Annotated in this window: 25 protein-coding genes; 5 read left to right on the top strand and 20 right to left on the bottom strand. The window is 46.1% G+C overall.

Going from position 1 to position 23,983, the window contains the following annotated elements; translation table 11 throughout:
* Positions 1-41 precede the first annotated feature (41 nt).
* Positions 42-464, bottom strand: coding sequence for a CBS domain-containing protein (locus tag AD710_RS12540; RefSeq protein WP_016938414.1), 423 nt, complete (start codon positions 462-464; stop codon positions 42-44).
* A 130-nt stretch (positions 465-594) separates the two neighbouring features.
* Positions 595-990: a DUF5365 family protein gene (locus AD710_RS12535; protein ID WP_049628175.1), complete on the bottom strand. Its 396-nt coding sequence runs from the start codon at positions 988-990 to the stop codon at positions 595-597.
* Between the two features lie 110 nt (positions 991-1,100).
* Here AD710_RS12535 and AD710_RS12530 point away from each other — a divergent pair, with 110 nt between their 5' ends.
* Positions 1,101-2,009, top strand: a complete 909-nt coding sequence (locus tag AD710_RS12530; RefSeq protein WP_049628810.1) for an RluA family pseudouridine synthase — start codon at positions 1,101-1,103, stop codon at positions 2,007-2,009.
* Here the strand turns inward: AD710_RS12530 and AD710_RS12525 are convergent.
* Complete coding sequence (locus tag AD710_RS12525) at positions 2,006-2,602, bottom strand: class D sortase (protein WP_049628174.1); 597 nt, start codon at positions 2,600-2,602, stop codon at positions 2,006-2,008. The genes AD710_RS12530 and AD710_RS12525 overlap by 4 nt on opposite strands.
* Complete coding sequence (locus AD710_RS12520; protein ID WP_049628173.1) at positions 2,599-4,626, bottom strand: bifunctional metallophosphatase/5'-nucleotidase; 2,028 nt, start codon at positions 4,624-4,626, stop codon at positions 2,599-2,601. Before AD710_RS12520 ends, AD710_RS12525 begins: the two co-directional genes overlap by 4 nt.
* Positions 4,627-4,821: 195 nt before the next feature.
* Here AD710_RS12520 and AD710_RS12515 point away from each other — a divergent pair, with 195 nt between their 5' ends.
* Entirely contained in the window at positions 4,822-5,484 is a 663-nt protein-coding gene (locus AD710_RS12515) for a spore coat protein (RefSeq protein ID WP_049628172.1), read from the top strand.
* Here AD710_RS12515 and AD710_RS12510 read toward each other — a convergent pair whose 3' ends face one another.
* Together AD710_RS12510 and AD710_RS12505 are read right to left on the bottom strand one after the other, a co-directional pair.
* Positions 5,485-6,387 carry a hypothetical protein gene (locus AD710_RS12510; protein ID WP_049628171.1) on the bottom strand — a complete coding sequence of 301 codons (903 nt, stop codon included), beginning with the start codon at positions 6,385-6,387 and terminating at the stop codon, positions 5,485-5,487. It lies immediately after the preceding gene.
* 123 nt (positions 6,388-6,510) lie between these two features.
* Complete coding sequence (locus AD710_RS12505) at positions 6,511-7,053, bottom strand: YhcN/YlaJ family sporulation lipoprotein (RefSeq protein WP_049628170.1); 543 nt, start codon at positions 7,051-7,053, stop codon at positions 6,511-6,513.
* A 142-nt stretch (positions 7,054-7,195) separates the two neighbouring features.
* Between AD710_RS12505 and AD710_RS12500 the strand changes: the two genes are divergently transcribed.
* On the top strand, positions 7,196-7,795 hold the full coding sequence (locus tag AD710_RS12500; protein WP_049628169.1) for a hypothetical protein: 600 nt from the start codon (positions 7,196-7,198) through the stop codon (positions 7,793-7,795).
* Positions 7,796-8,003: 208 nt separating this feature from the next.
* Here AD710_RS12500 and AD710_RS12495 read toward each other — a convergent pair whose 3' ends face one another.
* On the bottom strand, positions 8,004-9,395 hold the full coding sequence (locus AD710_RS12495) for an L-cystine transporter (protein ID WP_016938422.1): 1,392 nt from the start codon (positions 9,393-9,395) through the stop codon (positions 8,004-8,006).
* A 151-nt stretch (positions 9,396-9,546) separates the two neighbouring features.
* Here AD710_RS12495 and AD710_RS12490 point away from each other — a divergent pair, with 151 nt between their 5' ends.
* On the top strand, positions 9,547-10,626 hold the full coding sequence (locus AD710_RS12490; protein WP_045927058.1) for a GGDEF domain-containing protein: 1,080 nt from the start codon (positions 9,547-9,549) through the stop codon (positions 10,624-10,626).
* A 968-nt stretch (positions 10,627-11,594) separates the two neighbouring features.
* Positions 11,595-11,795 carry a cold shock-like protein CspB gene (gene cspB / locus AD710_RS12480; RefSeq protein ID WP_003155376.1) on the top strand — a complete coding sequence of 67 codons (201 nt, stop codon included), beginning with the start codon at positions 11,595-11,597 and terminating at the stop codon, positions 11,793-11,795.
* Positions 11,796-11,881: 86 nt separating this feature from the next.
* Here the strand turns inward: cspB and AD710_RS12475 are convergent, their stop codons facing one another.
* The 13 genes from AD710_RS12475 to AD710_RS12415 all read right to left on the bottom strand — a co-directional run bounded on the left by AD710_RS12475 (position 11,882) and on the right by AD710_RS12415 (position 23,978).
* Positions 11,882-12,829 (bottom strand): ABC transporter permease, encoded by a 948-nt coding sequence (locus tag AD710_RS12475; protein ID WP_049628168.1) that lies wholly within the window; start codon positions 12,827-12,829, stop codon positions 11,882-11,884.
* Entirely contained in the window at positions 12,822-13,739 is a 918-nt protein-coding gene (locus AD710_RS12470) for an ABC transporter ATP-binding protein (RefSeq protein ID WP_049628167.1), read from the bottom strand. Before AD710_RS12470 ends, AD710_RS12475 begins: the two co-directional genes overlap by 8 nt.
* Positions 13,740-14,456, bottom strand: a complete 717-nt coding sequence (locus AD710_RS12465) for an ABC transporter ATP-binding protein (RefSeq protein WP_049628166.1) — start codon at positions 14,454-14,456, stop codon at positions 13,740-13,742. It abuts the gene before it with no gap.
* Entirely contained in the window at positions 14,446-14,823 is a 378-nt protein-coding gene (locus AD710_RS12460; RefSeq protein ID WP_049628808.1) for a GntR family transcriptional regulator, read from the bottom strand. Before AD710_RS12460 ends, AD710_RS12465 begins: the two co-directional genes overlap by 11 nt.
* A gap of 2 nt (positions 14,824-14,825) precedes the next feature.
* Complete coding sequence (locus AD710_RS12455; protein WP_049628165.1) at positions 14,826-15,593, bottom strand: hypothetical protein; 768 nt, start codon at positions 15,591-15,593, stop codon at positions 14,826-14,828.
* Between the two features lie 119 nt (positions 15,594-15,712).
* Entirely contained in the window at positions 15,713-16,084 is a 372-nt protein-coding gene (locus tag AD710_RS12450) for a hypothetical protein (RefSeq protein ID WP_016938429.1), read from the bottom strand.
* A 12-nt stretch (positions 16,085-16,096) separates the two neighbouring features.
* Positions 16,097-16,630 carry an NAD(P)H-dependent oxidoreductase gene (locus AD710_RS12445; RefSeq protein ID WP_016938430.1) on the bottom strand — a complete coding sequence of 178 codons (534 nt, stop codon included), beginning with the start codon at positions 16,628-16,630 and terminating at the stop codon, positions 16,097-16,099.
* Positions 16,631-16,654: 24 nt separating this feature from the next.
* A complete protein-coding gene (locus AD710_RS12440; RefSeq protein WP_016938431.1) occupies positions 16,655-18,250 on the bottom strand; it encodes an MFS transporter in 1,596 nt (531 codons plus the stop codon).
* Positions 18,251-18,290: 40 nt separating this feature from the next.
* Positions 18,291-18,956, bottom strand: coding sequence for an HlyD family secretion protein (locus tag AD710_RS12435; RefSeq protein WP_007610259.1), 666 nt, complete (start codon positions 18,954-18,956; stop codon positions 18,291-18,293).
* A 36-nt stretch (positions 18,957-18,992) separates the two neighbouring features.
* Entirely contained in the window at positions 18,993-19,457 is a 465-nt protein-coding gene (locus tag AD710_RS12430) for a MarR family transcriptional regulator (RefSeq protein ID WP_049628164.1), read from the bottom strand.
* A gap of 193 nt (positions 19,458-19,650) precedes the next feature.
* Positions 19,651-20,823 carry a sporulation protein YhbH gene (gene yhbH / locus AD710_RS12425; RefSeq protein WP_016938433.1) on the bottom strand — a complete coding sequence of 391 codons (1,173 nt, stop codon included), beginning with the start codon at positions 20,821-20,823 and terminating at the stop codon, positions 19,651-19,653.
* Positions 20,824-21,011: 188 nt separating this feature from the next.
* Positions 21,012-22,907, bottom strand: a complete 1,896-nt coding sequence (gene prkA, locus AD710_RS12420) for a serine/threonine protein kinase PrkA (protein ID WP_049628163.1) — start codon at positions 22,905-22,907, stop codon at positions 21,012-21,014.
* Between the two features lie 360 nt (positions 22,908-23,267).
* Positions 23,268-23,978, bottom strand: a complete 711-nt coding sequence (locus AD710_RS12415; protein WP_049628162.1) for a hypothetical protein — start codon at positions 23,976-23,978, stop codon at positions 23,268-23,270.
* Between the last annotated feature and the right edge of the window lie 5 nt (positions 23,979-23,983).

Below are 23,983 nucleotides of genomic sequence, written 5' to 3'. Positions count from 1 at the left end.
CGGAAAGAAGAGCCTGCATGAATGCAAGCTCTCTTGATCCGTTACTGTGAGTTTTGGCTGGAAATATTAGAAAGAGCTGCTCCCGCAGACTCGTTTGAACGCTGATCGACCGCTAAGTCTCCAAGCGCAACGATCCCGACCAAATGATTTTGATCAACAATGGGAAGGCGGCGGATTTGGTGTTGGGCCATCAGGTGTGACGCCTCTTCAAGACTCATCTCCGGGTTTCCGGATACTACTTTAGAAGACATCACGTGCGAAACAGGTGTTTGGCCGTCGCGGCCTTGAGCCGTTGTTCTCAATGCGATATCACGGTCTGTCAGCATTCCTTTTAATTCCCCTCCGTCAACGACGGGAATCGCTCCGACATTATGCTGATGCATCAGCGCGGCCGCTTCCTGAATCGTTTGATTGGGAGAAACGGTAGCCACGTGGGTAGTCATTGATTGTTTGATTGAACTCATTGTAAAGCACCCCTTTCGACATTTATTATGCTCGGGGATTTGTCTCATTATAAAGGGAGTTAGAGGAAAGAAATTGTGGTATCATGTCAAAGAAGCAAAAAAGAGCCTGTAAAAAGGCTCTTTACATCCATCAGACCAGCCTTCTGTGACCGCAGGCTTCTGATTCGGCTCCTGTCTCGAAATCATCATAGGTAAACGGAAAATTCATTCCGCAATCATTCAGCAAAGCGCAATTTTTATCAAACAGCGCCCGCTCTTTGGCATCATATACCGCGTGCGGCTTTGACAGCATGATATGTACCGTTTGCAGACAAGCCATAATTTGAAATGCTTCTTTTAACGTTCCTTGGTAAAGTTGGTTTTGTAAAGACAATACGCCCCTTTTTTTAAAGCGCTGCATTTCCAGTTCGGAGAAATAAAGAGGAAAGACATTTTGGAACAATTCAGAGGAAAGCTCTTGTATCGCGCTTTCTTGTCCGTCAGTCGCTGCGTTGACAATTCTCACATCAATCACCTTTCTTGCCATGTGAATATCCTTAATCTTTATCAAGAATAGCACAGAAAAAAACGCGAAAGCTAAGGTAAGTGTTTCCTATTGAAACAGCCGCTTTCCGCTTGAAAAAGGAGCTTTATGATATGAAACAAAATGACCGCGGGCTGGAACTTCTGATAACGGAAAAGCACGCCGGACAATGGCTGTTTTCAGTCCTGAAATCAGAATTTCAGGCATCAAAACCCGTGATAACCGAATGGATGAACCAAGAAAGCATTCAGGTCAATCGCACATCTCCCAAAAACAACATCATCCTGAAAACCGGAGACCGCCTGTTCATTGATCTTCAGGAAAGAACAGAGTCATCGGTGATCCCGGAATACGGGGAAGCGGAAATCTTATTTGAGGACAATCATATGCTGATTGCAAATAAACCGGCGGGAATGCCGACTCATCCGAATGAAGAGGGTCAGACCGGAACCCTCAGCAATCTGATCGCTTACCATTTTCAAATCAACGGCGAACAAGCGAAAGTCCGCCACGTTCACCGGCTTGACCGGGACACGTCAGGTGCGGTCGTTTTTGCCAAGCACCGCCTGGCTCATGCCATCCTCGACCGGCAGCTTGAAACCAAAACATTAAAACGCACCTATATCGCCGCAGCGGAAGGAAAAGTGACGCCGCAAAAAGGCACGGTTGATTCGCCGATCGGCCGCGACAGATCACATTCCGTCAGACGGCGCGTCTCACCCGGCGGACAAACCGCCGTCACCCATTATAAGGTAAAAGGCTATCATTCCGGCGATCGGCTTTCTCTGGTCGAACTTGAACTGGAAACCGGAAGAACACATCAAATCAGAGTGCATATGGCAAGCATCGGCCATCCGTTAGCGGGAGATGACCTGTACGGCGGAAGCCGGGCGCTATTTCACAGACAGGCGCTTCACGCCAAAAAGGTCAGCGTCGTCCATCCGGTCTCCGGAGAAGAAATCATCGCCGAAGCGCCGATGCCCGCTGATCTGGCACACTTTGCCGACACGTATTTTTCTTAAACCGGGTAAGCATATATAATATATCGTTTCGGTGCATTTCCGATGTAAGAAAACGGATAGCAAGTGGTCAGGATCAGTTCCTCCCGCTCATGCTGAAGGGTGATGACGGACGTATCACCCCGGCTGACGATTTTTGTATGGCTGATTTTATAAGAAAACGCGCCGTAAGACAGAATCACGTTCAGCCTGTCTCCTTTTTTCAGTTCGCCGGTCCGTCGGAACACCGTGTCCCTATGGCCGGATAATACGATTTGGCCGTGTTCATCCGGATATAAGCTGTCTTTGTAATGGCCGACGCCTTTTGCTAAATCGTCTGCGTCAGTCCCTTCCACGATCGGGAGCTCAGCATCGATTTTAGGGATTTCTAAAATACCGCTTGCTTCACCTGTTTTAGGATGAAATTCTTTTTTGCGCTGCACCAAAGCGGCTCTATTCGTTTCTTTCTTTGCCAAAACGGGTTCGGTCGCTTTTTTTGCTTCTTCAAGCGATTGGTTTGTCTTCATGTGTGAATCGACGATCTTCCAGCTTCCATAGCATGTGACGATGACACCGATAATGATGACAAGAAGCGGAATGTGTTTCAGTTTATTCATGGTGTACGGGTTCTCCTTTTCCTTCTGAAAAGCCAGTATACGCCGGCGCCTGTGATCACCAGTCCGGCCAGTGCCGTCTGATAGCTGCCCGCTGAAGTATCAGGCAACGGGCGGCCTTTTTGTGAGCCGCTTTCAGTCTGTTTTGTGCTTTTTTCCGGATTTGCAGCCGATGACGGACGGGTTTCGGAAGCTGTTTCTTTTATAACGGGACGCTCTGGCTTTTTGGCTTGGTCAGGCTGTTTTGCAGCATCCGGGTTTTTAGCGGGTTTTTCCGCTTGGGGTTTTTCTGTTTTATCGGGTCCGGTGCCGCCCGGTGTTTCCCCTTTTCCCGGCTGACTGTCGGTGTCATCAGGTGTTTCAGTTGCTGATGCCGTGCGGATGCGGCCGTCGGTTTGATAAGAAATCGGAGCGGAAAAGCTTTTGACATAGTCTACTGTCGCTTCCAAATCCTCAGGCCCCGTCACCGGATTCTTGCCGAGTTTCCCGATCGGACCGTATTTTGCCCCCGCCGCCGTCGCCATAAATTGATTGACTGTTACTGTATATCCTTTTTCGGGCTGTATGTCTGTGCCGTCCGCCATCTTCATATCCACCGCTTGTCCGGTTTCCGGGTTCCATGTATAGGAAAATCCGCTGATGCTGTAATCCGGTCCGTAAACCGGAGAAATTTGCGCGTTGATGATCTCCCGCAAATCCTTTCCTTTGATTTCAAGCTTCGTCAGCACATTGCCGAACGGCTGAACATTATAAAGGTCTCCCCATGTAATCGGCCCTTTTTTTATGCCGTCCCGGATGCCGCCGCCATTCATTAGCGCAAAATCGGATTTCATCTTCGTTTTCATACCGTCGGCAATCAGATTTCCAAGCGCCGTGTCGCCGTCATTTGAATAGCCGCCCGTTATATCATGGGCCGCTTCCCCGACCGTTTCGCTGATAATCGGTTTCACTTTCTCTTCATATTTGCTTAATATGCCTGCCGCATCCGGGTCCGGCTTGATTTTACTTTGGTCGATATATTGGATTTCCGCTGATTTTTTCACGATATCCTTCGACTCTTTATCAAGTTCAAGATCGGCGATTCCGATTGCTTTTCCGTATTCAAATGCCTGCACGATCAGCTTGCCGTTGACTTCTCCGTTTACGACTTTATGATTGTGCGCGGCGAAAATCACGTCAATCTCTGAGTCTGTCCCGCCGGCAAGCTTTGCGGCTTCTCCCGTGATCGCACTGCCGTTTTGTTCAGCAGACATATGGGCGAGCACGGCGATAGCTTTAATTCCTTTTTTCTTCAGGTCAGCGGCGGCGTCATTGACGGCTTTTACCTCATCCGTAAACGTGATGTTTTTAATTCCGTCCGGAATGACCATTCCTGCTGCCGATCTGGTTACAACTCCGATAAATGCAACCGGAATTCCGGAAACGTATTTGATTTCATACGGCGGAAGAAAGGGCTCTCCTGATTTCAGTTTACAGTTGGCGCAGACGAGCGGGAAATTTTGGCCGTCGTAACCGCTTGTCCCCTTTCGATGATCTCCTCCATTGATGATCCGTTTAAGCTCATTTGTTCCTTCATCGAATTCATGATTGCCGACAGTCCCCACGTCAAACCCGATGTCTTCCATCAGTTCTACTGTCGGTTCATCTTGAAAAAGGGCTGACACGGGAGAACTGCCCCCGATCATATCGCCCGCATGCACCACGAAGGCGTGTTCTTTTTCGGCTTTTGCTTTTTTTATGTACGCCGCAGCGTAATCCATTCGGCCGAACGTGCCATCCGATTTACCATCTCCGTTAAGATCAAGCTCATATTGCTGATCAATTTTTCCGTGCAGATCATTCATGCTGATGATTCTGAGCGGGACACGGCCGGTGTCTTCAGTCTGCTGTTCTTGATACGCCTTATCCGTTCTACTCTCATTCAGCGGTCCGGCTTGTCCGATTGCTGCCGCATCTTTCACGCCGGAGACCATAAAACAAACCATCAGCACACAGCACGAAAGACGCATCCCCCTTTTTTTCTTCATTCATTTCCCCCCCTTGTCTTCTAAGAAATACGTTAGCTTATTTTCTTAAAAATCACACCACTTTTTTTGTAAAGATTGTCTTCACTGGCGCAAAATAGTAAATAGTCCCCATGTAACGAAATAGGTCTGCATGTATAACGGATCAGCTTTTTTCACATCTTAATGATGATTTGACATGAAGGAGGAAAATAACCAGTGGAACAGCAGCAGAATCAGCAGCAGCCGCCAGTAAATCAGGGGATGCCGGGTTCACCGCAAGTGAATCACGGAGGACATGAGCTTTTCGATATGCATGAAGTCCTGGCCGGAACAGTCGGCGTCCTGGATCAATTTATGATGCTCAGACAATTTATACAGGATCAGCAGCTGGCGGATATTCTTGACCGCCAATACCAATTCATTCTCGGACTTTATAATCTGACGGCAGAATGCTTTAAGACCGGCCAAAAGCCTTCTCAGGAAACTTCGACATATATGATGAAGGAACAGAACCAAGCCGTGTACGGCATAAAACCGACACAGCCGAAAAAACCGAATCAATCATTAAATGATGTCAAAGATCTCGGGATAAGCGGTCATATGCTCGGCCTGATTAAAGCTCAAGCTTCTCTTTTGACGATGAGCTCGCTTGAAATGACCAATCCCGTGACAAGAAGAGTGCTCTCAGCCCAAATTCAGCAATATGTTGAAATGGCATTTGAAATCTTCTTGTACCAAAACAAACACGGTTATTATCAGGTTCCTCAGCTTAATGCACAAGATATGCAGACGATGCTGAATTCATTCGTGCCGGCTCAGGGACAGCCGCAAATGCCTCCGATTAAAGGACAAATGGGACAGCAGCAAAACCTGCATTGATTAAGAAACGGCGTTGGATACCCGACTCTCCAATGCCGTTTTCTTTTTTTCATATGTGTTTGTGAAATCACGTTCAAACTGTCTCAGGGTTTCTTTGGTGGCCGCTTCAAAGCCTTTTTCAAAATCCTGTGTTTCGGCGGTTTTGTTGATAATGGTTAAGATAATGCCTTCTCCGAATGTATCGGTTAAATCCTTTATCATATAGAAGCTTTGCAAATATACATCCGTCTCATATTCCATCCGCGATTTCTGCCATTTTCGGTCGGTCGTTAATTGATCAAACGGCACGACGGAAAATGCAATCGGATCAATGACTACATCATAATGCGCAACCCATTCGCTCAGCCCCTCATGAAACCAAAGCGGAAATTCAGACGTAGACGTCCCCATTTGCCGCGTTTTTTGATGAAACGCATAGTGCGTATATTCATGTATAATCAATTGTTTATACATAAAAACGGCCAGCTCATCTTTTTTCAGAAGCTGTTTTTTCTCTTCAGGCAAAAGCCCCATCATCTGCTCCTGCTCTGAATAAAAACCGACTACGTTTTTCAAGCCGGAGTATTGCTCAATTTCAGCTTCATCCGCAAAGAAAATAAGTTCAAGAGGCGCTGTTCCTTTATAGCCGACAATGATTTGATTGATACGCTTTGCGTAGTCTAACGTAAGCTTGGTCAGATCCAAGAGCGGTTTTTCATCCGCCGAATAGTAAATCGCTGTATGTTTGTAAATTTCTTTATTCATGTGTTCAGTCACTTGTTCCTTCGTCGGAACAGAGCGGCTGTTTTGGCCTGACAGGACGTACATCAAACTTACTGAAACGGCTGAACTGACAGCCAATATGACAAGGACTCCGCACAGGATCAGAGTGAATGCCGCCCGTTTCCCCATGCCGTCACGCAAACAAGCTCCCTCCCCGATCCTTCAATTTTCATCTCATTCTTTACTTTATGCGCCGGAAGGTTTGGCCGTGACGGCAGATAAAATAAAAAAGCCGCAGCAAATGCGGCTTTTCTATTCATTCATTTATTTATTGGGGTTTGGGAATACACGCTGCACCATTTGGCCGAATTCATCAAACAGACCGGATACCGGGTGACCGTTTTTGATTCGTTTTCCGTAGCCTTGCATACGTTCCACGAAATCCGGATTCGCTGATACATATACTGTCCGGACATGTTTATCGGCTGATTTCACCTTATCGGTTATCTTATTTTTCAAATGGTTGGCAATGGCGCCTTTTTGCCCGTTTGTCAAAACAACGGCAACATAAGCGCTGTTTCCGGCAATGATCACAGTTGCATTTTTAACTTCTTTCAGATCAGTCACCTTGTCTGCGGCTTTATCAGCAACCCTCAGGTTACGGTTGTTATTGTGATCTGCGGTGTTTTGGTTATGACGGTTCCCTGTATTCATATTTGTCGCACCGTCGTTAGGCGTGTTGCGGTAATTTACATTTTGGGTGCGGTTGTCATTTCGTTTTCCTTCTCCCTGGTTTCCCATACTGCACCCTGCGGTAATCAGCATCGGCAGAAGAAGGGCAGAGATAACTGCTTGTTTTTTTATCATGTGGATTCCTCCTTTCTCACTTTACGTATAGGTTTTTCTATTCGGCTGGATTTATGCACGCCGTTTGCATTTGCGCAGTTGGATAAATATCAGAAGGAAAGGAAAAGATAAATGTAATCAATAGAATGAGGAGGGATTTAACTTGTTCAGACAAAAAAGAGGCATCAGCCCGACAGCGCTGCTGATCGGCTCATCACTTTTGATTGCAGCTTTATCACCGGAAATCCGCCGCAAAATCACCGGAATGGTTTCAGGCCGAATGCAGCATAAAGATGACGCACACTCCATGCAGCCTGCTGAGATGATTAAGCAGGCTTTCGGCGGAGAATCCAGCGGACAGCAGCACACGGACAAAGACCGGCATTCACAAAGCGGCTCCATGCAGCCCGCCGAGATGATCAAACAGGCTTTCGGCGGAGATTCCGGCGGACAGCGGCACACGGACAAAGCCCGGCACTCACAAGGCGGCTCCATGCAGCCCGCTGAGATGATTAAGCAGGCTTTCGGCGGAGATTCCGGCGGACAGCGGCATGAGCAGACTTCCCGCCAACACTCCGGCTCAACTTCATCGTCTCATGAACACAGCCGGAGCCATACGGACGGACAGGCAGACCGCAGAAAAGAGACTTCGGCAAAGCCTCACTATACGGAGCCGATTCACTTTGAAGAAAGCGCGGTAAATGTTTTAAATGACAGCACCGTAATGAATATGCTGGAAGATCTGGAACCCGGAAATCATTAAAAATACACGAATTCGTTTTTTAACGATTTGAAGAAGTTCCCTTAATCACAATGCCGGGGAGCGGATAATGTTGCTTCCCGCTAAAAAAGCCTTAACTTCAGGTGAAGTTAAGGCTTTTCAGATTGAGGAAAGATCTTGCTAACCATGCAGTGCGGCTCACAGCAAAGTGATGTGCCATGGCTGGTTTTTGCTGATGATCCTCTTTTTATTAAGCTTCTTCAGCTTCAATGACGATTGAGGAATCATTGTAAACCGAGGTATCGGTTTCCTTCGTCATTTTACTTGTTAACAGTCCCGCGGTCATGCTGCCGCTGACATTTAAGGCAGTGCGTCCCATGTCAATTAACGGCTCAATTGAGATGAGCAGCCCGGCAAGCGCGACAGGCATGTTTAAAGCGGATAAGACGAGAAGAGCCGCAAAAGTCGCGCCGCCTCCTACGCCTGCTACACCGAACGAACTGATTGCCACTATCGCGATGACCGAAATAATAAATCCGGGTTCAAACGGATTTTGCCCCACTGTCGGCGCAATCATCATCGCGAGCATTGCCGGATAAATGCCGGCACAGCCGTTTTGACCGATCGATAAGCCGAATGAACCGGCGAAGTTCGCAATTCCTTCCGGTACGCCCATGCTTTTTTGTGTTTTAATATTGAGCGGCAAAGCCCCTGCGCTTGAACGGGACGTAAACGCAAACACCATGACCGGAAATGCTTTTTTCACGTATGTGATCGGATTTAAACCGCTGAACGTAATCAGCAGCAAGTGAATGATAAACATGACGATGAGCGCGGCGTATGATGCGATCACAAACATCCCCAGTTTCACAATGCTGTCGATGTCGCTTGTCGCGATCGTTTTCGTCATAATCGCCAACACCCCGTAAGGCGTCAGTCTTAAAATTAATGTCACGACGCGCATAATAATCGCGTAAACCGCATCGACAATTCCGCTGAATGTCGCGGCATGCTCCGGCTGCTTCCGTTTCACGCCAAGGAAAGCGATGCCGAGAAAAGCGGCGAAAATAACGACTCCGATGGTGGAAGTCGGTCTGGCCCCGGTGAAATCAAGAAACGGATTTCCCGGCAGAAGCTCAACGATTTGCTGAGGAAGCGTTTTAGCCGTCATATCCTCCGATTTTTGCTGAAGCTCCTGGCCTCTTGATAGCTCAGTGCTTCCCTGGTCGATATGAACGGCCTTCAGATCAAAGGAAAGCGCCGAAACAATTCCGACTGCCGCGGCAATTGCTGTGGTGGCGATCAAAATTCCGATGATCAGGCCGCTGATTTTTCCGATGTTATGGGTCAGTTTCAGCTTCGTAAATGCGCCCAGAATGGAAATAAAGACAAGCGGCATGACGATCATCTGAAGCAACTTGACATAACCGCCGCCGGCGATATTAAACCAATCAGCTGTTTGTGTCACGATATGTGAAGCCGGCCCGTAAATCAATTGCAGTGCAAAACCGAATACAATGCCTAATCCGAGCGCGGTAAAGACACGTTTAGAAAAGGAAACGTGTTTTTTTTGCATCACAAACAGACCTGCTATAAGCAAAAGCATAATGAAAACATGTAAGACCACAAATAAATTCTCCAAAACAGGTAAACACTCCCTTGCTCATTATCCTTAAACACTATATTATATGAATTCCGATCGGTCAAGTATGATTTTACAATATATGTATTTTTATAGACTTTTCTCTTTTCTTTCCACCCTTTCTTTAGTAACTTATATAAGGGTGATTGTTATGCTGAAGGAACTGTTTCTTAATTTGACGATTTTAATCACATTTAATTATCTCTTCACCCTTCTTTTTAAAGAGTCGCTGTCGTATAAAGAAGACCGTCCGATGTTTCAATTACTGAAGGGGGCGGCTTGCGGGCTTTTAGGGGTTTTTCTGATTGCTTTCGGCTTTTCTTACTCTGATTCTATCATTGACCTCAGAAATATCCCGATTATCATCGCCGCTCTTTATGGAGGCTGGGTGTCTACGGCAGTTGCCTTTGCGATTATCGTGGCAGGCCGTATCCTGATCAATTTCAATGCCAGCGCCATTTTTTCCATTGCAGCAGTCGGGATTATTGCCATACTTTCTGTGGCCGTCCTCAGAGGAAAAAAGCCGGATCGCAAAAAGGCGTTCGTTATGCTGCTTTTCTCAAACGTTATTTTCACCCTGACGCTGCTGTTGCTTGTGCCTGAACAGCCTGCCGGGACCCTCGTTTATTATTGGCTCATTTCCACTTTGGGCGGAATGCTGTCACTGTATATCATCAAACACGAAGCCGATGCCCGCCTTTTATTCAAGAAATACAAGTTTCAAGCGAATTATGATTTTCTGACTGGGATTTTTAATAAGAGAAAGTTCGAGGAGATCTCGCGCCTCCTGTACGACCGGGCATCTCGATCAGCCTCATCTCAGCTTGCGCTTATTTATTTAGATATTGATCACTTTAAACAGATCAATGATCAATACGGCCATTATGAAGGTGATCAAGTGCTGAAAGAACTAGGGACGCGGCTGAGATTCTTAATCAGCAGTTCTGATCCGTCAGCCCGTATCGGCGGCGAAGAATTTGCGGTGCTTATACCGAATTGCACGTATACAAAAGGGCTTCACCTCGCAGAAGAAATCAGGCAGACGATGGACGGGAACCCGATTCTGCTGACGAGCGGAGATACAATTTTCGTGACCGTTTCTATCGGCATCGCGCACTATCCGACAAATACGGCGGATCCGCAGACCCTGCCTCTGATCGCAGACCGGATGCTGTACAAAGCGAAAACCTCAGGACGCAATCAAGTGTGCAGCACTGAAAAAAAAGAATGATCGCCGCAGAGGGGGAATCATTCTTTCTTTTCAGTGACAACGGCGCCCGCCTGGAAAACGGGAATCAGGCTGCCCTGATATTCGATACAAAGACAGGAGTTTTTGCAGCCGCTTATACTTTATCTTCTGCGCCGGCCAGATCAGCGCGTCCTTTTCCGCATGAAATTCTGCTTTTTTGCGGAAACTGCTGCGTCACGCCTTTTCAACGTAATCAGCCCGCCGCTTCATCAGACACGATCATCACCGCTCCGTTCGGTATATCCTTCAGCCGTTTATACTGCTTGGAATAAATGCCGAGCACACGCTACATACGTCGTTCCTAAAGGGGCAGCTTCTTTTTTCCAATAGTCGGCAAACTTTTAAAATAAGCAACGGTTTGAAATGTATCTGCATCAAAATCCCCGCCGACAATGTGCCAAATCAGCCTGGGCATAATCCGAAATGTTACCAATGAAAGTTTCAATCCTTCCTCTCCGACTTTTTTGCAACAAATCCCCAGATAAATGGATGACATACATTTATTCTGATAGTAATGGCTCGATTTCAAGCGGGATCATGGCATGAAGTAAGCAGCATGATCAAAATGAAGAGAAACAGACTCTTTATAATCCGCAGCTTCAAGATGACCTACTCCCTCCCTATTTTTATTTGCAGTGCAGCACTGCACCATGCATTCGGGCTCATGATTAAGTTAAGGTTGTAGAGAGCGGCTTTTATGAGCTGCAAAATGTGCTGTTCAATCTCAGATCAGCCTTCCGTATCCGCGCGATTTCGACTTAAAAAATGTTATTTCAAAAAAAGTTACATTTAGCAGTTGTTTTTTCTCCGGATTACTGGTAGAGTAAAGGTAATTATTTTTGTTCGAACTATCTTTAAGAAGAAAGTTTTGCAAGAGTTTTCGTCTTGGAAGTTTGTTTTAGAGCAAGAATAGTGAATTTAAGCGTTATGTCGCTTTAGGAGGAAATTTCATGTTAGAAGGTAAAGTAAAATGGTTCAACTCTGAAAAAGGATTCGGATTCATCGAAGTAGAAGGTCAAGACGATGTATTCGTTCACTTCTCTGCTATTCAAGGCGAAGGCTTCAAAACTTTAGAAGAAGGCCAATCTGTTTCTTTCGAAATCGTTGAAGGAAACCGCGGACCACAAGCTGCTAACGTAACAAAAGCATAAATGTCTTAAAAAAACCTGCCGGTGCAAGCCGGCGGTTTTTTTTATATCTAAAAGCTGTTTTGCCTATGCAAAACAGCTTTTTTACATCAGGTCGCAATATCCCGTTTTAAGAAGACGCCGAATGCGAGCGCCATAAAAATAATGAAGTAAATCACAAGCATCACAACCGAAAATGTCATCGTCATCCCCTCTACTAAAGGAGTACCGTTCATATATTGCGACAAATCCGTGTTCGCAAATAAAATATATTTCGTCCATTCAAATTTCGTGGCAAGAAATACAGTCGCCGTGTTGCCCATAACCAATAGAAAAATAGAAAATCCGACCGCTAATGAGCTGTTTCGGAATACTGCAGACAGCATAAACGCCATCGTCGCAAGCATAAAAGCGGAGACAGATTCATAGATATATGTTTTAGCGAGGAAAGCGATGATATTTTGCTCAAAAACATGGCCGTCTTTGTATACGAGATGAACATCAGCCGCAGTATCTCCGCCTGTACCGAAAAAGACCAATCCCAACAGAGCGGAGCCGGCAAATAAAATCACAAGCATCAGCAGTCCGAACAGCAGCACCGTCATATATTTAGAAAGTAAAATTTGAAAACGGCTGAGCGGACGGATGGCCAGCAGTTTGATGGTTCCCCAGTTGAACTCATTCGCCACGATGCCTGCTGCGATGATAATCGTGAACAGGCCTGTCAAAACCGTCATCATCGAAGAATCAGCTACGTATGACCACACTGTGTACCCTGTATCCTCGGGGAGGTTATGATCCATACGGTATTCATTTATCGCGATATTCTGTTTCAGACTATCAATGACAGTCTGATTTCCGGTTTCCTTCATCTGCTGTTTCATTTCTTTGTTTGCGCCCTGGAGCTCCTGCTTCCAATTCGGATTGGCTTCGTTAGAGGTGAAATGGTTTGACAGAAGTGCAAAGCCGGTCATCGCAAGGCCTAAAATCACAATCATAGCCCACGTGCCGACACGGCTGAAGATTTTAATCCATTCATTATAGATCAGTTTAAGCATATTGAGCCTCCTCTTTCGTCCCGCCGGTAATTTCCAGGAAACGGTCTTCTAAAGATTTTGTTATGATTTTCACTTCATATAAGCGGATATTTTCACGGACGAGAAGTGAAATCACATCAGGCACTTCCTGTTTTGACAGCTTGATCTCAAAGCCGTTTGTTTTTTTCACACAGTCAAACTGACTCAGGACGGCAAGCGCCTCTTCCCTTTGTTCAATATGGAAAAAGTATGTATCTTTTTCTTCTGTTCCTTCATCTCTTACCTTTTGAATATCAACAAGCTCTCCTTTTTGCAAAATGCCGATTCGATCGCACATCAATTCCATTTCGGACAGCAGATGGCTCGAGACGATAACCGCCATTCCTTTTTCCCGTGTCAGCTTTTTCAGATGGTCTCTGATTTCCCTGATACCGGCGGGGTCAAGGCCGTTTGTCGGTTCATCCAGAATCAGCACCTTTGGGTTATGCAGCAGACTCTGAGCAAGGCCGAGGCGCTGTCTCATCCCGAGAGAATAGGTCTTTACTTTGTCATGAATTCTGTCCTGTAATCCGACGAGCTCGATGACCTCATCTATTTTTTCTTTCGTAACGCCTTTTACCATTCTTGCGTACTGCTGTAAATTTTTATAGCCGCTCAGGAATTTGTACAGCTCCGGGTTTTCCACGATGGCTCCGACGTGCCTGACCGCTTTTGCATAGTTTTTCGTAATGGATTCCCCGCAGATTACGATGTCTCCCTGAGACAGTTTCATTAATCCGACCATCATTCTGATCGTAGTCGTTTTCCCCGCTCCGTTCGGTCCCAGAAACCCAAACACTTCGCCTGCCCGGACGGAGAAACTCAGATCATGAATAATCGTTCGTCCTTTAATCGTTTTCTTTACCTGTTGCAATTCCAATACCGTTTCCAATTAGAATCCCCCTTCTTTTTCGTACGCCTGCATAATGCTTTTATACCATTGCAGTACGGACATTCCTTCCTGCTCCCTGAGCTCTTCGACTTCACGCCGTTCAGCGATTTTCCCTTTTTTGAACACCATCACTTCGTCCAAAAGCGTCTCAATCTCATCGATCTCATGTGTGGCGATGACGACGATCTGACTGTCAAAATCAATATACGATACGAGACTGTTGACGATTGATTCCCGGACCGACGGATCCAGACCGGAAAACGGCTCATCCAGCAGAATGACGGATGCTTTTCTCGACAGGGCCAGGACGATTTTCAGCCTGCCCCGGCTGCCTTTAGACAGCTCTTTTATTTTCTGCTCCGATGAGAGATTCATTTCCGATAATAGATTCCGTGCTTTTTCCAGCTGAAAATCCGGGAATTGTGAATGATAAAATGTGAGCATATCACCGACAGTCGTCCGGGCGAAAAACGTATCATGTTCGGTTAAATAAGCCGTACGAAAAAGCATGTTCCGGCTTACGGCACGTCCGCCGATCCGAACAGCACCCGAGGTGGGAAATGCAAGCCCGGCAAGCATTTTCAGCGTTGTTGATTTACCGCTTCCGTTCGGTCCTAATATTCCGTAGATCTTACCCGGAGACAATGAAAATGATACATCGCTGACCGCGAGCCTGCGGCTGTATTTTTTTGTAACGTGTTCAAAATCAAGATTCATCGTCTGCTTCCTCCGCATATTGTTTGATCCCGTCGAGCATTTCTTCAGGAGATAACCCCAGCTCCGCCATTTCCTGAATAAAGCGTTTGAATACGTCTTTTGTCAGCCTGTCTTTCAGCTCCTCTTTCAGATCGGGTCTTTCAGCTATAAAGGTTCCCTGTCCTCTTCTCGTTTCCACGATCCCCAGCCTTTCCATTTCACTGTACGTTCTTTGTATCGTATTCGGATTCACTTTCATCTGAACGGCCATCTCTCTTACGGACGGCAGTTTGTCACCCGGCGAAAGCTCGTTTCGTATCAGCCGGTAATATACACGGTCGGCAATTTGCAGATAAATCGGCTTTGATGATTGAAATTCACGCTTCATCATTACACCTCAACCTTGCGATTCAGCAGCATTGAGGCCAGCGCGAGACAGAGCGCCGCAAGCACAATCACAGCCAGGAAGCTGAAAAGCGAGATGTGGACGGCCTTCAGCTCCATCGTCCAGCCGGCCAATTTTGTATAATGAAATTCAAAATTCGCATACACTTTTACCGGCCATAAATCATGTTGAGATGAAGTGAAAGGCGTAATGAGTTTATCGTCAATATAGGTCCAGACAAACGCAAGCACGATGCAGATCACCCAGCGGAGAACGGGGAAATGTTTTAACGAGTGAAAAACAGTCCAAAATACGGCCACGATCACAGATAAGTACGCTGAGCTGATCAGCAGGTAAGCATTCAGTCCTGTTAATGTGCCGGCCAGGGGAATGGTGTGTTCCAGCGCTCCTTTTGCAGCAAGCATCCGGTACATCCAAATACCGTAGCCGGTCAGCGTCAGCTGCCCGATAAACTGATACAGCAGTGAGGCCGTCAGCTTGGAAGCCAGCAGATAAAACCCGCCATTCGGATTGTAAAGCCACAGCTGATTTTTCCCTTCTTTGTGGAGGTGATAGTACATAAAAAGCGGCGCCGCAAGAAATTGAAAAAACCCCATTGCCGCAAAAAAGCCGAAAATGACGAGCGGTTCTTTCTGACGGACAGCAATAACGTGGGCTGCCGCCGCCCAGAAGATCATGCCGCAAACCCAAACCGCCAGCCAGACCCATGAAACCTTCGCATCTTTTTTCAGCAGACCTAAAAACGATGTCATTCTTTCTCTCTCCATTCGGGACCAGTGTATGAGTCACATAGTACACTAGATCATCACAAATTACAATATCTTCAATAAAAAAAAGACAAATCCGCTCTTACGCAGATTTGCCTTTTCCGTTACTTCTTTTTGTTTTTTAAGGAGAGCAGCGCATCACGATAGCTGCTATCCTGCATTTTGCCGCCGCTTTCGGGATCTGTTGTTTCCTGATCCGTCTCAGAAGTCTTGAACTTCTGAAGCGCCTGACGGTACACATCATCGCCCATTGTATTCTTTTTCTCGCGGGGAGATTCAGATTTTACAACGACGGGAACATGCTCGGCTGAGCGTTCCTCGGCCGGATCATGCTTTTCCGGCTGTTCGGCTGTAGTGCCGATCGCTTCTCTCTTTTCTTCTTTGACATCCTGTCCTGCAGAAGTGCTGCGGACATTGAATGTGATAAGAAGTGCAATCACAATGACAGCAGCAATAACCGCTATAATAATGGCCATATAACCCTCTCCTTACTGTCGTCCGGCAGTTAGATTACCTGTGACCTGGCTGACACGTCTGCCAAGCGCACGGCCTAATTGAAGGCCTTCTTCCGTCATCAGCACATCGCTGTCAACCGGGCATGTGACGCCCGCGCCGTAGTAAGAACCGTACAGCGCATTTTCAGGAACGTTGCCGGGAAGACCGACAACAATCATGCCTTGGTGAAACATAGGAGTGATCAGATTGTGCATTGTCATTTCTAATCCGCCATGGGTTGTCGCAGTCGTACAGAATACGGCGCCGACTTTATCAATCAGTTCGCCTTCAGCCCACAAATAGCCGAGTCTGTCGATCCACGCTTTTAAGCCTGAACTGATGGTGCCAAAGTGTCCAGGGCATCCCCAGATAATCGCATCCATGTCTTTCAGCTTGCGGATGTCAGCTTGATCGACATGGTCAATCAAGACTTCAGCATCAGCGTTTTCACTTGCTCCTTCCGCAATGGCTTCGGCAAGGTATTTTGTGTGTTCGCCTTCACTATCGTACACTACGTAAATTTTCATTCAGGAAACCTCCCATTCAGATGATTAAGATTCCTTCACTTCTTTAGGGGCCGGAAGCAATGACAGCTCCTCTTTTTTCTTCGCCCGCTGTTTGTCTTTCCGTACGTCACGCAAGAACAGGCTCAAGACTACGCCGATAACCGCAAAGATCGTCGCCCACATAAACGCGTCATTAATTCCCATAACGTTGGAATTAAGTGAAGCCGTTTTGTAGAGATAGGCATAAACGGTTTGTTTCGCCGCATCAAGCGACATGTTCATGTTGACCATTAAATTCGAAACTGCGCTTTGGAACGACTGCATGAAGCTTGGATCTGCCGTGCTTGTTTTATCCGCAATCTGCGAATAATGCATCGTCGTGCGGTTCGTATAGATCGTTGTGATCAAACTTGTTCCGATTGAACCGCTGATCTGGCGGAGCGTGTTGCTCATCGCCGTGCCGTGGCTGTTCAACCGTGCCGGAAGCTGGTTCATTCCGGCTGTCATTACAGGCATCATTAACAGTGACATACCGAATGCGCGGATGGCATAGACAAGCATGATATGCGTATAAGGTGTGTCAATTGTCAATTTTGTATACTGGAATGTCGTTGCGACCGTAATGACCAGCCCGACGATCGCAAGCGGTCTCGGACCGATTTTGTCAAACAGAATACCGGAAATCGGCGACATGATCAGCATGACAATCGCGCCCGGCAATAGCAAGAGGCCTGATTGCAGCGCCGTAAAGCCGACTAAGTTCTGCAGGTAAATCGGAAGCAGGAACATTCCTGTGTAAAGCGCAACGGTAATAATGATGTTAATCACACTGGAAAGTGAGAAAATATCATATTTAAATACCCGGAAGTCAAGCATCGGTTTTTCAGAGCGCAATTGCTGAATGACAAACGCGGCAATCGCGATGATACCGACAATAACGGTAGACAGAACGATCGGGTCTCCCCAGCCGTCGCTTCCCGCTTCACTGACTCCGTAAAGCAATGAGGCGAATCCGACAATGGACAGAATCGCACCCAAGCTGTCGAGTTTGATTTTTTGCGGTTCCACCAAGTTCTTAAAGAGGAAAAACGCTATGACAATAACGATCGCCCCGATCGGAACAAGGCCGTAGAACATAATGCGCCATGTGTAATGCTCGATGATCCAGCCGGAAAGAGTCGGTCCGACCGCTGGAGCAAACATCATCGCAAGACCGAAAATCCCCATTCCTTTCCCCCTGCTTTCAGGCGGGAAGATAAGCAGAATGGTTGTCATGACCAGCGGCTGCAAGATACCGCCGCCGACCGCCTGAATTAACCGGCCGATCAGCATGGTTGAGAAGTTAGGCGCGATTCCGCAGACTAACGTTCCCGCTGTAAAACAGAACATGGCTACGAGAAAGAGGCTTCTTTGCCCGAACCGGGTAATTAAGAAGGCCGATAACGGAATCAAAACACCGTTGACCAGCATGTATCCGGTCGTCAGCCATTGAATCGTCGTCGCACTCACACCGAACTCGGTCATTAAGTGCGGCATCGCCACGTTAAGAAGCGTTTGGTTCAAGATCGCCAGGAATAACCCGGCCATAAGCACAATAAGCAATGTTTTAGGACTTTTTACTTGATTATCTGATTTAGCCACCTAAGACAACCTCCCTTCATGGTTTGATGACTGATCTGTATTATTCAGAGATTTTTACAGATGCGTTCATACCAGGAAGCACCTTGTCAGATGGGTTGCTGAGTGAAATTTTAACAGGAACTTTTTGCGTTACTTTTGTGTAGTTGCCGCTTGAGTTTGAAGAAGGCAGCATATCAAAAGTTGAATTTGTCGCATAGCCGATTTCTTCTACAGTTCCGTCAAATGTTGTATTAGGGTCACCGTCAACAATGACGTCTACTTTGTTTCCTACTTCAATGTCTCTGATGTCAGTTTCTTTAATGTTTGCAGTGATGTAAAGGTGTTTCATGTCAATTTCTTGGGCAATTGTCGTACCGGCTTGCACCATTTGGCCGTTTTTCACTTCGTTTTTCACGATTGTTCCATCCATGATGGCTTTAACGTCAGCATTTTGCTGTCCTTTGATTTTTGCAACAACGTCGTTTTTACTTACTTCTTTCCCCTCATCAAGGTTCCAGTCAGTTACTTTACCCGCAGCAGGAGCTGTGATAGCAGCCATGTCGCCGGCAACTTTTGCTTCATCGGTTTTTACATAGTGCGTGCTTTGATAATAGTAGTAAGCACCTCCGCCTATAATTGCAAGAACAACAATCAAACCGATAATGTTGGTCAGAATTAAACGTCCTCTGTTCATTTTGTTTTCTCCTTTCGTTTCTTCCTCTATCATTTTGTGGAATGATGATAAAAATATGTGGGGATTTTTTTATTTTCCGTTTTTCACTGCACAGCCGTTTGCAAGCTTCGTTAAACTTTCCGCCAGCTTGCGCAGGTACTGCAGTTCATCGGTATTGAGCTGCCGGTATAAAACCGCCGCTTTTTCGGCGTATTGAACAGCAGCTGTCTTTAGAAGTTCTTCCCCCTCTTCGGTTAACTGAATCATAACAACACGCCGGTCGTCGTGATAGTCGCTCCGAACCATTAATCGGCGCTTATACAGAATATCGGTCATTCTCGTGACAGACGCCGGTTTCAGATCAAGCGACAAAGCCAGCCTTGAAAGCTGCGTGCTTTTGCTCTTATGTATTTTGAACATCAGCAGATACTGCAGGACTGTAATATCAAAAGGTTCAAGTACTGTCTCCAAGATCATTTTCTGCTTTTTGTAAATTGATCTGGAAGTATCAAACAGTTGTTCAAAACTGAGCAAAGCGAGCTCTGATTCAATCACCGTATTTTCACCTCATTCCCTTAATAATAGTTCACAAGATAAAATATTAATAAATGAAAGAAGATTTGTAAAGAGAAAAGTTCTATTTTTTAAGGATTTTTTTTATGCCTTTTTTTCTCTTTATTTTTAATTTAAAAAAGCCGGATGAAGAACCGCGGCCGCACGATTCTTCACTCGGCTTTATGTTTAATACTTATGCTTTGCTTACCCCCGCTTCCTCTTTTTTGAAGAAGTTTTTCAGCGCTTGAAAAACGTCTGATTTCTGCTTTAAGATGTAATATTTAAATTTATCATCTTTGACGTTTTTATAGGCGGACATGAGGGTGGAATGCCTGTTATATTGATTGACCTCACCGTAGCAGAACAGATTTGATTTTTTCATGATGTCATTGACGAGCTTTACGCATCGGGCGTTATCCGATGTTAAATTATCCCCGTCTGAGAAATGGAACGGATAGATGTTGTAGCGGGCGGGGTCATATTTTTCATCAATTAATTCAAGAGACTTCCGGTAGACGGAGGAGCAGATGGTTCCCCCGCTCTCGCCTTTCGAGAAGAAATCTTCTTCCGACACCACCTTCGCTTCCGTGTGGTGGGCGATAAATTCGATATCTACCGTTTCATACTTTGTCCGTAAAAATCGTGTCATCCAAAAAAAGAAGCTCCTCGCCATATACTTTTCCCATACGCCCATCGAACCGCTTGTATCCATCATGGCTAAAACGACAGCTTTCGATTCCGGCTTCGTCACATCATTCCATGTTTTGTATTTCAGATCTTCCGGATAAATCGGATAAAACGACGGCTTGCCTGACATGGCGTTTCGTTTATAGGCAGACAGCATCGTTCTTTTCTTATCAATATTCCCTGTCAGCCCGGTTTTCCGGATATCATTAAATTCGATGTCGGTATGAACGATATTGTCCCTTTCCTTTTGCTGCAGATTCGGCAGCTCTAATTCCTGAAACAGCGCTTCTTCCAGGTCCATCAATGAGACCTCGGCTTCATAATAATCCTCGCCTGCCTGATCGCCGGCTCCCTGGCCTTTTCCGGCCCCCTGCTTTTTATCTGCGCCGTCTCTGGCGACGACATCGCCGATTTCGCTGTCACCGTCACCTTGGCCGACATGTTTGTTTTTATCATAGTTATAACGGATTTTATATTCATCAAGCGAACGAATCGGGATTTTCACGACATCTTTTCCGTTGGACATAATAATGCTTTCCTCAGTGACAAGGTCCGGAAGGTTGTTTTTTATCGCTTCCTGTACTTTCTTTTGGTGGCGCTGCTGGTCGTCAAAGCCTTTGCGATGGAGGGACCAGTCTTCCTCTGAAATCAAAAAATTTCCGCTGTCATTACGGGACATGAATTCCCCTCCTTAACCGTTATGGTCGTTTTACATGTGTATTCCGGCTTGGTCCTGTTTATGAAACAAGTCCGGCGAAAAGATTTATTCTTATCTTATGCCGGACGGACTTTTCAATTGACAAACAATTTTGAAATATAGACAAAAGAACCCGTCCTTGTACGGACGGGCCTATCATGAATCAAGCATCAGCGGTTGAGCAGGCTTCCGACATACTTCAGCAGTTCATTTGCGCTTGTCGAATTATAGCCGTGTTCATCTATTAACCGCGCCACTACCTCATTAACCTTTTTAAGCTGCTGCTCATCCGGCGTTTTGGTTGAGGTCGTAATTTTAACTACATCTTTTAAGTCTGCGAAAAGCTTTTTCTGAATCGCTTCGCGGAGTCTTTCGTGTGAGTTATAGTCGAAGCGTTTTCCTTTTCTTGCATAAGCGGATATGCGGATTAAAATTTCTTCGCGGAATGCTTTTTTGGCGTTTTCTGAAATGCCGATCTGCTCTTCAATTGATCTCATCAGCTTTTCGTCAGGGTTCATTTCTTCACCCGTCAGCGGATCGCGGAGCTTATTTTTGTTGCAGTACGCTTCTACATTATCTAAATAATTATCCATGAGTGTTTTCGCGGATTCTTCATATGAATAAACAAACGCCTTCTGCACCTCTTTTTTGGCGATGTCATCGTACTCTTTCCTGGCGGCGGAAATAAAATTCATATACCGCTCTTTGTCCTCAGCGGAAATGGACGGATGCTGATCGAGTCCTTCCTTTAAGGAACGCAGCACGTCAAGCGAATTGATGGATTCCATATTTTTTCTGATAATCGTTGAGGAAATACGGTTGATGACATAACGCGGGTCAATTCCGCTCATTCCTTCATCCTGGAATTCCTTCTTCATATCCTCCAGATCAACGGAATTGTAACCTTCAACGCTTTCTCCGTCATAAAGCCTCATTTTTTTAACGAGATCAATATCAGACCGGTTCGGTTCCTTCAGCCGGGTCAAAATAGAAAACATCGCGGCCACTTTTAATGTATGGGGGGCGATGTGTACGTCAGAAACATCACTTTCCGAAATCATTTTTTCATAAATCCGTTCTTCCTCGGACACCTTTAAATTATAAGGAACAGGCATCACGATGATTCTGGAGTGAAGGGCTTCATTTTTTTTATTGGCAATAAACGAGCGGTACTCCGTTTCGTTCGTATGCGCAACAATCAATTCGTCGGCTGAGATGAGCGCAAACCGTCCGGCTTTAAAATTCCCTTCCTGCGTGAGTGACAGAAGGTGCCAGAGAAATTTTTCATCGCATTTCAGCATTTCCTGAAACTCCATCATTCCGCGGTTCGCTTTATTTAATTCACCGTCAAACCGATAAGCGCGCGGATCTGATTCCGAGCCGTATTCGGCAATCGTTGAAAAATCAATGCTCCCCGTCAAATCGGCGATATCCTGTGATTTCGGATCAGACGGGCTGAAGGTTCCGATTCCGGTACGCTTATCCTCCGAGAAGAAAATGCGTTCAACCTTTACATCCTCAATTCTGCCGCCGTATTCTTCTTCAAGCCGCATAACATTAAGCGGAGACAGGCTTCCTTCAATTCTGATCCCGTATTCTCTGTAGAAGTCTTCGCGCAGATGATGGGGAATAAGATGGAGAGGATCTTCATGCATCGGGCAGCCTTTGATGGCGTAAACTGCGCCGTTGTCTGTCAGCGAGTAGGCTTCAAGCCCTTTTTTCAGCATGGTGACAAGGGTTGATTTCCCGCCGCTGACGGGCCCCATTAATAGTAAGATCCGTTTTCTTACATCGAGCCGCTTGGCAGCCGGGTGAAAGTATTCCTCCACGAGCCGTTCCAGAGATTCTTCAAGGCCGAACAGTTCCCGCGAGAAAAAACTGTATGTCTTTTTCCCGTCATCCTCCTCGATTCCGCTGTCTTTTATCATATTAAAAACGCGAGAATGAGCAGACTGCGCGACCAATGGATTTTCTTTTATGATCTCCAAATAATCAGCGAACGTCCCTTCCCATTTGAGACGCTGCTCTTCCTCTCTGTACTTTTCAATTTTCTTTAATATATCCATAAGAACCTCCTCTATCATGGTTAATGCACTAGAAATAAGGTACTTTGTTACAATCTATGCGGTGACGTGATAATACATGCTTTTCGTTTCTTAAAAATAAAGGCGGCTCAAGGGCGGTCATTGACAAGGGTCTGGTGCACCGTTCATAATGAAAGAAATACAGTTTCATCCAGACTCGGACATCAAATGGAAAAGCAAAGAGGAGGAGAAATGATGAAAACGATCATCTTACTGGGGGTCATTCTCACTTTTTTAGTATCCATTTTTACGGCGGGTTACGACAGCAAACCTGAAAACGAATAACGGCAAAAAGGGTGCTCCTTATGAAGAGCACCCTTTCCTGTACAACATAACAATGTTTCATATTTGAATGTGTTCTTGGACAGTTGATTTTTCATGGGCTTTGCAGCTTGTTTGATACTCGATTTTTCCGATTTTGCAGCCCGGGCCGATTTCCACATGCTTTCCTCTGACGGTGTCCGCTTCCGTGTATTCAAGGTAAATCGTGTCTCCCTCGATCAATTCAGCCGAAAGCATGCCGGCTTTCCGTTTCAGAAAACCGGGTTTCCGCCTGACTGTGATCGATGTACCGCCGATTTCCTTCACGTTGCTTCGGTCATAACGCAAATGGATATTGACGTCTCCCGCGTTTAACAATCCCGCCACATTGATACAGCCTGTTACATGAAGCTGCTCTGTCTCGCAATCACCGCCGACGGTGAGACTTCCTTTAATATGACACTGCTCTCCCGCGGCTCCTCCGGAAATGTCGGCAAGTCCTTTCAGCCTCAGCGTGGTGAAACGCATGGAGCCGCCGATTTTCAGCGTGCCGAGCACATTTGCGGAACGTGCCGATAAATCTCCATCAGTTTCATGTTCCCCGAAAATTTTCAGCCGATTGATCTCGGCATCTCCGAGAAAACGCCCCGTTCCGAATATCCGGCAGCGCTCGCTTTGAAGCCCTTCGCCGACAATGCCTTCTCCTTTAATGCTTACATTCTGGTAGGAGCCCCCGGCGGCGTGTCCGGCTCCGTACATTTTTAAATGACTCAATTTTTTTGTTGTTTCCACTGAAG

This window comes from Bacillus sp. JFL15 (genome assembly GCF_001184225.1).
Lineage (GTDB): Bacteria > Bacillota > Bacilli > Bacillales > Bacillaceae > Bacillus > Bacillus siamensis.
The sequence above is the reverse complement of the archived record's forward strand: the minus strand, read 5'-3'. Positions and strand labels throughout refer to the sequence as shown.